General features: G+C 68.8%; 13 protein-coding genes. 5 read left to right on the top strand and 8 right to left on the bottom strand.

Annotated elements, in window-relative coordinates:
• The first annotated feature begins 20 nt into the window (after positions 1–20).
• The 3 genes from fdxA to ACFULV_RS02720 all read left to right on the top strand — a co-directional run bounded on the left by fdxA (position 21) and on the right by ACFULV_RS02720 (position 3,211).
• Positions 21–344, top strand: a complete 324-nt coding sequence (gene fdxA / locus ACFULV_RS02730) for a ferredoxin (RefSeq protein WP_056813450.1) — start codon at positions 21–23, stop codon at positions 342–344.
• A 35-nt stretch (positions 345–379) separates the two neighbouring features.
• Entirely contained in the window at positions 380–1,465 is a 1,086-nt protein-coding gene (dapC, locus tag ACFULV_RS02725) for a succinyldiaminopimelate transaminase (RefSeq protein ID WP_378652457.1), read from the top strand.
• A gap of 132 nt (positions 1,466–1,597) precedes the next feature.
• Positions 1,598–3,211: a protein kinase gene (locus ACFULV_RS02720; protein WP_378652310.1), complete on the top strand. Its 1,614-nt coding sequence runs from the start codon at positions 1,598–1,600 to the stop codon at positions 3,209–3,211.
• Here ACFULV_RS02720 and ACFULV_RS02715 read toward each other — a convergent pair.
• Entirely contained in the window at positions 3,149–3,862 is a 714-nt protein-coding gene (locus ACFULV_RS02715) for a hypothetical protein (protein ID WP_378652455.1), read from the bottom strand. The two genes, ACFULV_RS02720 and ACFULV_RS02715, sit on opposite strands and share 63 nt — an antisense overlap.
• Positions 3,863–4,005: 143 nt before the next feature.
• Positions 4,006–4,857 carry an oxygenase MpaB family protein gene (locus tag ACFULV_RS02710; RefSeq protein WP_378652308.1) on the bottom strand — a complete coding sequence of 284 codons (852 nt, stop codon included), beginning with the start codon at positions 4,855–4,857 and terminating at the stop codon, positions 4,006–4,008.
• A gap of 125 nt (positions 4,858–4,982) precedes the next feature.
• Here ACFULV_RS02710 and ACFULV_RS02705 point away from each other — a divergent pair, with 125 nt between their 5' ends.
• Positions 4,983–6,410: an acyl-CoA synthetase gene (locus tag ACFULV_RS02705; RefSeq protein ID WP_378652305.1), complete on the top strand. Its 1,428-nt coding sequence runs from the start codon at positions 4,983–4,985 to the stop codon at positions 6,408–6,410.
• Between the two features lie 19 nt (positions 6,411–6,429).
• On the opposite strand, the gene ACFULV_RS02700 is transcribed toward ACFULV_RS02705, so the two are convergent.
• The 5 genes from ACFULV_RS02700 to dapD form a co-directional block, all read right to left on the bottom strand.
• Positions 6,430–7,101 carry a molybdopterin-dependent oxidoreductase gene (locus ACFULV_RS02700; RefSeq protein ID WP_378652302.1) on the bottom strand — a complete coding sequence of 224 codons (672 nt, stop codon included), beginning with the start codon at positions 7,099–7,101 and terminating at the stop codon, positions 6,430–6,432.
• Between the two features lie 151 nt (positions 7,102–7,252).
• Positions 7,253–8,131 carry an RNA polymerase sigma factor SigJ gene (sigJ, locus tag ACFULV_RS02695; RefSeq protein ID WP_378652300.1) on the bottom strand — a complete coding sequence of 293 codons (879 nt, stop codon included), beginning with the start codon at positions 8,129–8,131 and terminating at the stop codon, positions 7,253–7,255.
• Positions 8,128–9,207 carry an NAD(P)/FAD-dependent oxidoreductase gene (locus ACFULV_RS02690; protein ID WP_378652298.1) on the bottom strand — a complete coding sequence of 360 codons (1,080 nt, stop codon included), beginning with the start codon at positions 9,205–9,207 and terminating at the stop codon, positions 8,128–8,130. The genes sigJ and ACFULV_RS02690 overlap by 4 nt, the downstream gene beginning before the upstream one ends.
• Before the next feature lie 139 nt (positions 9,208–9,346).
• Complete coding sequence (locus tag ACFULV_RS02685; protein WP_378652295.1) at positions 9,347–9,931, bottom strand: hypothetical protein; 585 nt, start codon at positions 9,929–9,931, stop codon at positions 9,347–9,349.
• Positions 9,932–10,134: 203 nt separating this feature from the next.
• Positions 10,135–11,085 carry a 2,3,4,5-tetrahydropyridine-2,6-dicarboxylate N-succinyltransferase gene (gene dapD, locus ACFULV_RS02680; RefSeq protein ID WP_378652292.1) on the bottom strand — a complete coding sequence of 317 codons (951 nt, stop codon included), beginning with the start codon at positions 11,083–11,085 and terminating at the stop codon, positions 10,135–10,137.
• A 119-nt stretch (positions 11,086–11,204) separates the two neighbouring features.
• Here dapD and dapE point away from each other — a divergent pair, with 119 nt between their 5' ends.
• The gene (dapE, locus tag ACFULV_RS02675) at positions 11,205–12,299 is read left to right on the top strand and encodes a succinyl-diaminopimelate desuccinylase (RefSeq protein ID WP_378638233.1); all 1,095 of its coding nucleotides are present in this window, start codon (positions 11,205–11,207) and stop codon (positions 12,297–12,299) included.
• 4 nt (positions 12,300–12,303) lie between these two features.
• Here the strand turns inward: dapE and ACFULV_RS02670 are convergent, their stop codons facing one another.
• Complete coding sequence (locus ACFULV_RS02670; protein WP_378652290.1) at positions 12,304–13,116, bottom strand: hypothetical protein; 813 nt, start codon at positions 13,114–13,116, stop codon at positions 12,304–12,306.
• Positions 13,117–13,154 lie beyond the last annotated feature (38 nt).

Genomic DNA, 13,154 nt, shown 5'->3' with positions numbered 1-13,154 from the left:
GACAGACTAGGAGAACGGCAGTGCCGTACATCATCGCTGAACCGTGCGTTGACGTGAAGGACAAGGCGTGCATCGAGGAATGCCCCGTGGATTGCATCTACGAGGGCGGTCGCATGCTCTACATCCAACCCGACGAGTGCGTGGACTGTGGTGCGTGTGAGCCGGTCTGCCCCGTGGAGGCGATCTTCTACGAGGACGACACTCCGGATCAGTGGAGCGGTTACATCAACGCCAACGTCGACTTCTTCAACGAGCTGGGATCCCCCGGCGGCGCGACCAAGGTCGGTGTGGTCGATTTCGACCCCGCCTTCATCAAGGCGCTGCCCCCGATGGCCGAAGAGTGAGCGCAGGGGTGCCCACCCAGAGCCGGAAGGGCCGGGTGAGCGGCCTGCTGCCCGATTTTCCCTGGGACACCATCGCGGCGGTCAAACAGAAGGCGGCCACCCACCCCGGTGGCCTCGTCGACCTGTCCGTGGGTACACCGGTGGACCCGGTCGATCCGCTGATCCGGGCGGCCTTGGGTTCGGTGGCGGCTGTTCCCGGCTATCCGACCACGCACGGCACCCCTGAGCTGCGCTCCGCCGCCGTCGCCGCGTTGGCGCGCCGGTTCGGCGTCACCGGCGTCGACCCGGTGGCGGTGCTGCCGGTGCTCGGCACGAAAGAGCTCATCGCCGGGCTGCCGCGACTGCTCGGTGTCGGCGCCGACGATCTGGTGGTGATCCCCGAGATCGCCTATCCGACCTATGAGGTCGGCGCGCTGCTGGCGGGCGCGAAGCCTTGGCGCGCAGACGGTCTCACTCAGGTCGGCCCGCAGAATCCGGCGCTGATCTTCGTGAACTCGCCCTCGAACCCCACCGGCAAGGTGCTGCCCGTCGAGCACCTGCGCAAGGTGGTGGCGTTCGCGCGTGAGCGCGGCGCGATCGTCGCGTCCGACGAGTGCTACCTGGGCCTGACCTGGGAGGGCGAGGCCGTGTCGATCCTCGACCCCCGCGTCTGCGACGGTGACCACACCGGCCTGCTGGCCATCCACTCCCTGTCGAAGACCTCGAACCTGGCCAGCTACCGTGCCGGTTTCCTCGCCGGTGACCCGGAACTCGTGGCCGAGCTGCTCGAGGTGCGCAAGCACTCCGGCATGATCATGCCGTTCCCGATCCAGGCCGCGATGACCGCCGCGCTCAGCGACGACGTGCACGAGGCCGAGCAGCGCGAGCGTTACCGTGCCCGTCGCGAGATCCTGCGAAAAGCTTTGACGCAGGCGGGTTTCCGCATCGACTTCTCCGAAGCCGGTCTGTACCTGTGGGTTACCCGCGGCGAGCCCTGCCGCCTCACTCTGGACTGGCTCGCCGAACGCGGAATCCTCGCCGCCCCCGGCGATTTCTACGGTCCCCGTTCGCCCGAGCACGTGCGTATCGCCCTCACCGCCACCGACGAACGCATCGCCGAAGCGGCCGCACGCCTGTCCTGAACGCCGTCTCCGCACGAACCGCTGGGTAGATCGCGCCCAGCGGTTCGCGCTGTCCGCGGCGGCCGATATCGTGTGGACACAGGGGCGGTAGCTGTCCTGCACAAGATCGAGAGGCACAGCGGAATGCACGGGGTGGAGTTCAGTGCGGGCACGGTCTTCGCGGGGTACCGGATCGACCGGCTGCTCGGCCGGGGCGGCATGGGCACCGTGTACCTCGCGGCGCATCCGCGCCTGCCTCGGCAGGTGGCGCTGAAACTGCTCAATCGCGAACTGTATTCCGACGACGAGGTCCGCGGGCGGTTCGAGCGTGAGGCGGACGTGTCCGCCCATCTCGATCATCCCGGCATCGTCTCGGTGCTCGACCGCGGCGTCGAAGACGGCCTGATGTGGATCTCCATGCAGTACGTCGACGGCCGCGACGCCTCGGTGTTCCGTGGCGAGCCGCTGGATCCGGCGCGGGCGGTCGGGATCATCGCGCAGACCGCCGAGGCACTGGATTACGCCCATGATCGTGGCGTGCTGCACCGAGATGTGAAGCCCGCCAACATCTTGCTGGCCCCCAGCCGCTCCGGCGACCGTGTCCTGCTCACCGATTTCGGTATCGCCCGGCTGCGCGGCGACGCCCGCCAGCTCACCCGCACCGGAGCCTTTCTCGCCACCCTCGCCTACGCGTCACCCGAACAACTCTCGGGCGCCGCTGTCGACCACCGCTGCGACCAGTACTCGCTCGGCTGCACGCTGTTCACCCTGCTCACCGGCCGAAGCCCCTTTCCCGCGGACAATCCCGGGGCGGTGGTCGCCGCCCACCTCACCAAGCCGGTACCTCGCGCGTCCGCGATGATCGAGGACCTGCCGCCCGGAATCGACGCGGTCATCGCGCGGGTCATGGCGAAGGAACCTGCCGAAAGATTCGACAGCTGTGTGGAATTCGCGCAGGCGGCGACGGCGGCGCTGGTTCGCGCCGATCTCGTGTCGCCGGGTGTCGGCGGTTTCGGGCCACCGCGTGCTCGGGAAGTCGGCAGCGCGGCAAGCGATTCCGGTACAGCGCCGCGCCCTTCCGGTCGGGAAGCGTGGTCGGCGGATCCTGCGGCGAATTCGCTGAACCCGACGCTGGTGAGCTCACCCTCCGTGCCGCGGCAGGCCGTGCATCGCGGTGCGGTGCCGGTCGGCCGTGCGCGGCCGCGGGCGGTTTCCTCGCGGTGGCGGGTACTCGCGGTGAGTCTGCTCGTGCTGGCGATGGTCGCCGGGGCCGGTGTGATCGGCGTCGGTGCGGTCTACTGGAAGTTCGTGCGCCCCAATCGAGTTCCGCCGCCGCCCACCTGGGGTGCGCACGCGTCGGTGGCCTCGGGATTCACCGACTTGATCCCGTCGGGACCCGCCGGGCGCGGCTGGCGGGAGGCGCACTGTTCGGCGACTCCGTCGCTGGTCGTGCTGCCGGGCGACCCGGCGCCGCTCCAGCAGATCACCTGCACGGACGCCGACGGTCTCCTCGCGTGGTACACCGAGTACCCCTCCGCCGCCGACGCCGATGCCTACCTTCTGCGGCACACCACCGAGGACCTCACGCGCGAACTGCACCACACCAGCCTCGCCGCCTACCGGCCACGCGACCCCGCCGCGCCGTTCACTCTCGCGGCCAGGGAACGCGGCAATGTGTTCAGTGCGAACTCGGTAGTCGAGGTGTCATGGCCTGGCCACACCTTCGAGGAGACCCGCGACAACTGGTGGCAGCAAGCGCCCTTCTGACCCGGCCAGACGAAGGATCAGTGCGGGCAGGGCGTCGAGCACATCGGTGGACTGGTCGGCCGGGGTGCCGTAGGTGTGCGCGGCGACCGAGAAGCTGGGCCCGAAGGATGCGGAAGCCACTTCGGGGGCGCCCACATCCGACCAGCCCCACTTGCTGCCCTGTACACCGGGCAGCTGGGCGGTGCCCCAGTTCTGGGGAGTGCCGTCGGCGGCGGTGTTGCTCGCACCCGCCATCCACTCGAAGATCGGCGAACCCGGGTCGGTGCGCTGCTTGGCGGCCAGGAAGTCGGTGATATCGGCGGTGCTGGTGCTCGACCGGCCCCAGTCGGAGCTGCCGTGCGTCGCGCGCAATCCGTACTCGCCTGCGGTCGCTTCGATCGCCTGCGGATATTTGCCGGCGAGTTGGGTGGCGGCCCCGTCGTCGGAGTCGCGGATCATCCGTTCCGACAGCGCGCGGTCCTCCGGCGAACCGTCGCCATGGCGCAGCGCGTAATCGGCGATGTAGAGCTTGGACATCGACAGCGCCGCCCGCGATTCGTGCTCGTTGGCGGTGCCCCAGGTGAATCCGCCTGGCATCCGCAGCGACATGGCGGTTCGCGGCGGCACCGTCGCCGGGTCCTCGTCGGCGTGAGCGGCGGGCGCAGCCGCCATGAGGCCGACGGCGACCGCCGCCGCGCACCATGTCACTGTTCGAATGCTCACGAGCGTCCTCCGATTTCGCGCGACAGCGTTGCGATCGTGGGAATGAAACCCGAACGGCGCAGGTCGGCGTGGGAGGCGCGCGGCAATGCCGATCAGATCAGCGGCTTGCCGAGCCGGCTGCGGCGGCGCATGTCGACGAGGGTGACATTGAAGGGGAAGTTGCGCAGGGGTCGTGGCAGGCGGCCCGTCACCGCGCCGGTGGTGCGCATCAGGCGGTTGAGTTTGCGCTCGTCGGCGGGGCTCCACGACAGGCCGAGTTCGTCTCGGAGGTGTTGGGGGAGTAAGCCGGTGGTGAACCAGCGGTGGAAGCGGGCGAAGGGCAGGCGCAAGGGCGGGCTGACCATCTTCAGGTCGAGCAGGTCGTCGAAGTAGGCCTTGATCGTGGCGTCGACGCTGGTGAGCCGCAGATGCTCGGACCAGTAGGCATCGAACGCGGCGCGATCGGCGGGCCACATCTCGCGGGGCACCTGGAGGGTGGTGCCGAGGTAGTGGGCGTAGTCGTAGAAGGTGTCGGCGACGGCGTCGTCGACGGGGCCGTAGAGGCGATGCATCACGTCGACCGAGCCCCAGTACAGGCACGCGGCCACCCACAGCTGCAGGTTCCTGTCGAAGGCGTTGTACTGCACGGGGCTGTTGGCGGTGGAGTGGACGTGGCGGTGCGCGCCGTTGACTGCGGTGCGGAAGGCCTGGCGGTCCGCGTCGGTGCCCATCAGCGCCACCGACAGGTAGGTGAGTGTGGTTCGGGTGCGCTTCACCGGGTGCTTCATGATGCTGCCGCTGTGCACCGTCGATTCGGCGACGCCGTAGCCGACGGGGGCCAGGCTGAGCTGCATGATCACATTGGCGGTCGCGCCGTAGAAGGCCGCGGAACCGTCGACGTAGTCGCGGATGTCGAAGGGTGCCGGTTCGGACCGCTGCGAACGCGAGCGCGACAGGATGGTCATCGTTGACCCCGTTTTCGTCGAAGAGAGCGTGAGAGACTTACACGTTTAATGTCTCACCGCGGTGTCGGAGTGTCAACGACGGCGGCGGCGGAACCCGCCGAATCGCGTCGCGTTAGCGTTGACGAATGCCCTATGGTCCGCCGCTGCTGCTCGCCTCGCTGAATCCGGCCGCCGTCGCCGCCGGGGATGACATTCCCGACGCCGTCACCATCGATGATGCCACCGTCTCGCGCAGCGATCTGCTGGGTTCGGCAACCTCGGTGGCGGAACGCATCGCGCGCGCCGACCGGGTCGCGGTGCTGGCCGAACCCACCTTGCGCACCGTGATCGCCGTGGTCGGCTGCCTGATCGCGGGGGTGACCGTGGTTCCGGTGCCGCCGGACTCGGGCGCCGGCGAACGCGAGCACATCCTGCGCGATTCGGGCGCGCAGGCCTGGCTCGGCCCGGCGCCGGAGGGCACGGACCTGCCGGTGGTACCGGTGCGGCTGCACGCGCGGTCGTGGCACACCTATCCCGAACCCGATCCGGCCGCGATCGCCTTCATCCTCTACACCTCGGGAACCACCGGGGCGCCCAAGGGCGTGATGCTCAGCCGCGGCGCCATCGCCGCCGGGCTCGACGCGCTGGCCGAGGCGTGGGCGTGGACGTGGAAAGACACACTGGTGCACGGGCTTCCGCTGTTCCACGTGCACGGGCTGATCCTCGGTCTGCTCGGGCCGCTGCGGGTCGGCAGCCCGGTGATCCACACCGGCAAGCCGACGCCGGAGGCCTACGCGGCGGCGGGCGGCAGTCTGTATTTCGGGGTGCCGACGGTGTGGTCACGCGTGGTCGAGAAGCCCGAACTGGCCAAGGAGCTGAGTAAGGCGCGGCTGCTCGTCTCGGGTAGTGCGCCGCTGCCGGTGCCGGTGTTCGAGAAGCTGGCCGAGCTCACCGGGCAGGCGCCGGTCGAGCGGTACGGGATGAGCGAAACCATGATCACGCTGTCCACCCGGGCCGACGGCGAGCGTAGGCCCGGCTGGGTCGGCACGCCGGTGCGCGGGGTGGAGACCAGGCTGCGCGACGAAGCGGGCGAGCCCGTTCCGCACGACGGCGCGAGCATCGGCGGCCTGCAGGTGCGCGGACCGATGCTGTTCGGCGGGTATCTGAACCGGCCGGAGGCCACCGCGCGGGACTGGACCGAGGACGGGTGGTTCCGCACCGGCGATGTGGCCGTCATCGATGCCGGCGGGTTCCATCGCATCGTCGGGCGCGAGTCGATCGACCTCATCAAGTCCGGCGGTTACCGCATCGGCGCGGGGGAGATCGAGGCCGCGCTGCTGGGGCATCCGGCGGTCGGCGAGGTCGCCGTCGTCGGGCTGCCCGACGACGATCTCGGACAGCGGATCGTGGCCTTCGTCGTCGCGCGCGACGGGAGTTCCGACGCGCTCGGTGTCGAGCTCACCGCCTATGTGGGCGAACAGCTTTCGGCCCACAAGCGCCCGCGGGAGGTTCGCTTCGTCGAGGCGCTCCCGCGCAACGCGATGGGCAAGGTGCAGAAGAAGCTGCTCGACTGAGGTTGTCCGGCACCGGGATTCACGCAGTTCGTTCGGTACTGCCGCGCGCGCTCATCCGGCGGATCGGCCCGATCAGCGCGTGGTAGATCGGCCGGACCACCCGGCCGGGCAGGTAGCGATGGCGCTCTTCCTCCCACACACGCGCCCTGCGGTGCCCCGCGAGCGGTGACCACTTGTCCGGGTCGACGGGCTGCGCGGTATGGAATTCGATGCGACACAGGTGTTTCGTGTTGACGAACCCGTACTGACCGGGACTCACCAGCCGGATCGGCGCGCCGTGGTCGCTGGTGAGTGGCTGTCCGTCGAGTCGGTCGGCGATGAGCACATCCTCGGCCATGGCGTCGGCGAGTAGCGCGACCGATCGATATCCGTCGAGCCCTTCGAAGACGACATGGCTGATCGAGCTACCCGGCGCGAGCAGCGATTCGACGCGCGTGCGATAGAGCGTGGCGAACGGGACGCCCTCCCACCGCAGGTCGGTGGCGGACCAGCCGGCCACGCAGTGGAAGTCGGCCTTCACCTCCACGCGCGGTAGCTCGGCGAGGTCCGCCATGGTGAGCGTGAGTGGTTCCGTCACCGCCCCGCCGATCTCGATCACCGGATTCGCGGGAATCGGCGGCGGTGGGTGATGGAGGTGTGTGCCGAAACGGGGGAAGCCGTCGATCGCGCGTTGACCAGGGGGAAGTGTCATGCCGAACCTCCAGTTATACGGTTCCGTATATTCGCCAGCTTAGCGCGCGGACCGTGCGAGGTCGAGGGGCTGGCCGGGGTCGAGTCCTACATCGTTGATCAGCCCGACGCGCTCATCCGGATCCACCCCGACCGGGTCATCGCCTTCGGTCTCATTCCGGAACCCGCACAGCACTGAGCTTTTCGGGGTTGCGCATGGAGTAGATCGCGGTGACGCGACCGTTGGTGACCTCGATGGACGTCACCTGGTCGAGCACGCCGTCGATGGTCGCCAGGATCGTGGGCATCGCGTTGTAGATGCCGAGGTGCGCGCCCAGGACGCCGAGTCGCTGCCCCTTGGCGAGCAAGCCGATCACCAGCCTGGCCACCTTGTCCTGGCCGTGTACCGGCCTGCGCACCGTGTTCACCACACCACCGCCGTCGCCGAGGAACACCACCTCGGGGGCGAGCACGTCCATCAGTGCTTGCACATTGCCGGTGGCGGCCGCGATCGAGAACTTCTCGACCACCGACTGGGCCTGCGCGGGAGTGGCGACGGCGGTGTGGCGCGCGGCGTGCACTCGGTTGCGGGCGCGCTGATTCAGCTGCCGCACAGCGGCTTCGGATTTTTCCACCGCCGCCGCGATCTCCGGATAATCGAACGCGAACACCTCGCGCAGCACGAACACCGCCCGCTGCACCGGCGTGAGCGTTTCCAGCACGAGCAGCATCGCGGTGGTCACCGCCTCGCCGGTGAGCACATGCTCGACCCCGCCGTCGGCCTCGGTCGCCAGTGGTTCCGGCAGCCACGGCCCGATGTAGTCCTCGCGCCTGCGCGCGGTGGACCGCAGCACCCCGAGCGCCTGCCGCGTGACAATCTGCGCGAGATAGGCGCGCGGGTTCTCGATCAGCGCGAGGTCGACCTCGCGCCAGCGCAGGTAGCTGTCGTGCAGGACGTCCTCGGTGTCGACGACCGAGCCGAGAATCTCGTAGGCGATCGAGAACAGCAGCCGCCGGTTCTCGGTGAAGGTGTCGACGTGTGCCTGGATCACCGTTTCGGGCCGCTGATCCACACGCTGTTGCCGGTGCGGGAGGCGTAGGCGGCGTAGCGGCTGATGCGTTCCTTGGTGAACGCCGCGACGGGTCCGCCGAGGAACAGCCGCCGGGCGACGTCGTTGCGGTCGGTCGCCTGCACCAGACCGCCGTGCCTGCCCAGGCTCATCCCCTGGCCGCTGTAGCCCAGCGAAAACGGCCGCGGCTCCCGTCCTTTGCTCATCCTGGCCAGCGTATCGGCCGCGTGCGCGCCCTGAGGAGCGGCAGTGGCGCAGGCCATGCGCATGCCGGGGACGGCCGCACAGTCGCCGACGACGAAGACACGAGAATCGGTGACGCTGCGCAGGTTGGCGTCGACCAGGGCGCGACCGTCGATGTCCACCGCGAGTCCGCTGCGCGCGGCCAGGTCGGGTACCGCGGAGATGATGGCCCAGAGGGTGAGATCGGAATCGAGTTCGGTGCCCGAGCCCGTTCGCAGTGTCGTCCCGTCGATCCCGGCGACCCGGTCGGCCACGATCTCCACGTTCAATCGGGCCAGCGTCTTACGAATATGGCGTTGCGCACCGGTCGAGAGCGCGCCGGCGACCGTCTCGCTCACCAGTCGTACGCGCAGGTCGGGACGGGCTTCGGCGACCTCGGTCGTGGTCTCGATCCCGGTCAGCCCGCCACCGATCACCGTGACGATCCCGTCGGCGGGCAGCGCCGCGAGCGCGATGCGCGCCTGTTCGGCGCCCTCCCACGTACCGACCGCGATCGCACCGGGCAGCGGATTCGCGATGCTGCCCGCCGCGAGGATCGCGTGGTCGAAGTTCAGGCTCCGACCGTCGTCGAGGGAGACCGTGCCGTCGCCGATCTTGTCGACACTCGCGGTCTCGATCGTGATCGAGTCCCTGAGCATCTCGGTGAGCGGTCGAGCCGCGGCACCGCTGCCCGCGATCTGCTCGTGCAAGCGCACCCGTTCGATGAAGTCGCCCCGTGGATTGACCACAGTGATCCGGGCGTCGGGAACTTTCTTGTTCAGCCGATTCGCCGCGACAGTCCCTGCGTAGCCCGCTCCGATAACCACGATGTTCATCTGTGCCTCCTGCCATGGGAACTGATGTGTTCGACCATGGGATGCGCGCGGGCGCCTGTTTGTGACAGTGATCCCCCTCACAGCGGAAAGGCCCCGTACTCCGCAGAAGTACGAGGCCTTTCCTTATCGCGAGGTCAGATCAGGGCTGACCGGTCGCGAACGCGATCACGGCATCCAGGAATTCCTGTCCACCCATCACGTAGCCGCCGATGACCATGCCCGCCGGGATGGTGAACAGCCACAGGAACGGGAAGAACGCGCCGATGACGCCGCCGATGACGACGCCGGGCAGGTTCTTGTTGACCTGCTCCATGAGCCGGTCGTAGGAGCTGATGTCCTTCAATTCCGCGATGTTGCTCAGCTTCGCGGAATCCTCGGGCGCCATGGTCGAGGTCAGCTTGACGGTGCGCCCGTCCTCGCTGATCTGCTGGTTCACGGCGATCGGCAGGCCCGCGACCTCGGAGCGCAGCGGCGCCTGGTCGACGATCGCGCCGTCGGTGGCCTTCAGCAGCACCGAGGCGCCGTCGGCGGCGAGCTCGAACTTGCCGCTGTCGACCGCCCAGGTGACGGTCTTGTCAGCGGGCGAGACCGTGGTCTGGTAGTTGATTCCGTGCGTCACGCCAGAAGTCACGCCCCCCGAAGCCACTACAGCGGGCTGCTCGGTGGCCACCGCGGGCGCACCGTGAGCAGTGGCCGCGGTAATCCCCACCGCAGCGACTGCCATGAAAACAGCAGTAGTGATCTTTCCGAACTTCATTCTTCAATCCCTCCGCTTTTTCGCTGTCCTGATCGGACCAGCGAAACGAAGGTTAGCGTGCGAAATTGCTTGTCGCACATTCGGGTTCATCGTCATGAAACCGCAATATTTGCTGAATTGTTTCTGGTGCCGGGAATTGCCGGGCCGCGCGGCCCGGCAATTCGAGGAGATCAATCGTTGGCGTGCAATGCGGCGTTCAGTTCGACGCCGGTGCCCTTACGCGGCACGACCTCGACGGCGCCGGTGGTGGAATTGCGACGGAACAGCAGATTGTCCTGACCCGACAGGCTCGCGGCCTTGACGACGGTGCCGTCGGGTCCGGTGACCTTGGTGCCGGCGGTGACGTAGAGGCCCGCCTCGATCACGCAATCGTTGCCGAGGGAGATGCCGACGCCCGCGTTGGCGCCGAGCAGCGAACGCTCGCCGACCGAGATGACCTGGGTGCCGCCGCCGGACAGGGTGCCCATGATGGAGGCGCCGCCACCCACATCGGAGCCGTCGCCGACCACGACGCCCGCCGAGATGCGGCCCTCGACCATCGAGTTGCCGAGGGTGCCCGCGTTGAAGTTGACGAAGCCCTCGTGCATGACGGTGGTACCCGCGGCGAGGTGCGCGCCGAGCCGAACCCGGTCGGCGTCGCCGATGCGTACACCGGAGGGGACCACGTAGTCGACCAGGCGGGGGAACTTGTCGACGCTGAGCACCGTCACCGGGCCGCGGGCGCGCAGCTTCAGGCGGGTCTGCTCGAAGCCGTCGACCGCGCACGGGCCGTGGTTGGTCCACACCACATTGCTGAGCAGGCCGAACTGGCCGTCGAGGTTCAGGCCGTGCGGTCGCACGAGGCGGTGCGAGAGCAGGTGCAGGCGCAGGTAGACGTCGTGCGCGTCGGCCGGGGCGGCCGACAGGTCCGCGATCGTGGTGCGCACCGCGATCACCTCGACCCCACGCGCCGCGTCCACGCCGAGGAGTTCGGCGAACTCGGGCACGTCGGCGGCGTCGAGGCGCTGGGAGCCGGTCTCGGTGAATTCGCCCAGCGCGGGGCTGGGGTACCAGGTATCGAGGACGGTCCCGTCCGAGGTCACATTGGCGATACCGACTGCAGTTGCTCCCTGAATACTCACGGATGCCATTTTGCCCGTTGCGGCCGTTGCGGTGTGCCGCGGGCCCTGTGCGTTCGACCACGCGGTCTGCTTCGCCCGGATCTCCGGGATCGGAGCGCACCCGTACTACTGTCGAAGATGTGACTCTCGATTTGCGTGCCGACCCCATCAAGTTGACCGCCGCCCTCGTCGACGTGCCGAGTGTGTCGCGTGACGAGGCCAAGATCGCGGATCTGGTCGAGCAGGCGTTACGGGAGCAGACCACCGGGTTCGAGATTCTGCGGCACGGAAACGTGGTGCTGGCGCGCACGCGGCGCGGGCTGCCGACGCGGGTGATCCTGGCGGGCCATCTGGATACCGTGCCGATCGCGGACAATGTGCCGAGCCGACCGGACGAGGTCGACGGCGAAGCGGTGCTGTTCGGTTGTGGCACAGTCGATATGAAGTCCGGCGATGCGGTATTCCTGCACCTGGCCGCCACGATCGCCGATCCGGCCCATGATCTGACGCTGATCTTCTACGACGGCGAGGAGATCGCCGCGGAGTTCAACGGCCTCGGGCACATCGAGCGGGAATTGCCGGAATGGCTCGAAGGCGATGTGGCGATTCTCGGTGAGCCTTCGGCGGGTTGGATCGAGGCAGGCTGCCAGGGCACGTTGCGGGTGCGCTTGACCACCGCGGGTGTGCGCGCGCATTCGGCGCGAGCGTGGCTGGGGGAGAATGCGATTCATGGTCTGGCTCCCGTGCTGGCGCGGTTGTCGGCCTACGAGGCGCGCGAAGTCGATATCGATGGTTGCGTGTACCGCGAGGGGCTGTCGGCCGTGCGGGTCTCGGGTGGGGTCGCGGGCAATGTGGTGCCCGATGTCGCCGAGGTGGATGTGAACTTCCGTTTCGCCCCCGATCGCAGCGTCGAGCAGGCCGTCGCGCACGTCCGCGAGGTCTTCGACGGACTCGATGTCGCCTTCGAGGTCACCGATTCCTCGCCCGGCGCCCTCCCCGGCCTGACCTCCCCGGCCGCTCGCACGCTCATCGACTCCGTCAACGCCCACGGCGGTGGGGGCGTGCGCGCCAAGTACGGCTGGACCGACGTCTCCCGCTTCGCCGCCCGCGGCATTCCCGCCGTCAACTTCGGCCCCGGTGATCCCAACCTGGCCCACAAACGCGACGAGCACGTCCCGCTCAGCCAGATCACCGCCGTCACCGCGATGCTGCGGACCTACCTGTCGAAGCCCTAGCCGCTCACCAACCGCCGGCGAACAGGGCCGCCAGGCCGGGGACCGGGTCGGACGCGTTGGTGGTGTTCGCGACGGCGACGACGACCATGATCAGCGCGAGGACTGCCGAGACGGTGCCGAACACGGCGAGGACGCGGCGGGATCGCCGGTCGGCGGACCAGACGGCGGCACGCCACAGGAAGGCGCACACCCCGACGAGGGAAACGGCGGTGACAGCGGCGAGCACGGCCATCGCGACGTGATAGCGAGCGAACTCGTCGATCATCACATCCAGCGGGGGTGTCCGGGTGCCGTCGGCCAGGCGCCGGCCGACCTGGACCGCGACCGTGGTGGGATCGTCGCCCGTCAGCAGGGGCAACAGTGAGGCGAAGGGCGTCACCGCGCCCTGCACGTTCGCGAGCACCAGCACCAGCGAGCACAGCGCCAGCACCGCGGCGGCGCCACCCGACACCGCCAGCGTCACCCGCCGACCGAGTCCGGCCGCACCCGCCGCCAGGAACGCCCGCCAGAGCAGCACCGCCAGCGCGACGAGCACGGCCAGCAGCATCGCCGCGAGCACCGCTTTGGCGAGGTGATAGCGGAACCAGTAGTCGACCACCGTCGCCAGCTCGGCGGGCAAGTCCCGGGTCCCGGTCAGCCAGTACTCGGCGAAGGCCGTGCGGAACGCTCGCCGCAGATCGCTCTCGTCACGGAAGCCGGCGCCCGAACCGTTCGCCAGCAGGCGCGGCGCGACGACGAACGCGGCGATCAACGCACCGGCCAGGGCGACCAGCACCGCGAGAACGCGATTGGAACGCGCCGGAACTGCAAGCGACACAGACAATCCTTCGGCTCGATCGAGTGCGCGGGGTGGCC

The organism is Nocardia sp. NPDC057272, from assembly GCF_042668615.1.
Classification (GTDB): Bacteria; Actinomycetota; Actinomycetes; order Mycobacteriales; family Mycobacteriaceae; genus Nocardia.
This window is presented reverse-complemented; position numbering and strand designations above follow the sequence as displayed.

Excerpts from the sequence above, each read along its gene's own strand:
- ACFULV_RS02705 (WP_378652305.1), top strand. The coding sequence starts at position 4,983 with ATGCCCTATGGTCCGCCGCTGCTGCTCGCCTCGCTGAATCCGGCCGCC.
- ACFULV_RS02715 (WP_378652455.1), bottom strand. The coding sequence starts at position 3,862 with ATGGCGGCTGCGCCCGCCGCTCACGCCGACGAGGACCCGGCGACGGTG.
- ACFULV_RS02690 (WP_378652298.1), bottom strand. The coding sequence starts at position 9,207 with ATGAACATCGTGGTTATCGGAGCGGGCTACGCAGGGACTGTCGCGGCG.
- ACFULV_RS02700 (WP_378652302.1), bottom strand. The coding sequence starts at position 7,101 with ATGACACTTCCCCCTGGTCAACGCGCGATCGACGGCTTCCCCCGTTTC.
- ACFULV_RS02685 (WP_378652295.1), bottom strand. The coding sequence starts at position 9,931 with ATGGCAGTCGCTGCGGTGGGGATTACCGCGGCCACTGCTCACGGTGCG.
- ACFULV_RS02710 (WP_378652308.1), bottom strand. The coding sequence starts at position 4,857 with ATGACCATCCTGTCGCGCTCGCGTTCGCAGCGGTCCGAACCGGCACCC.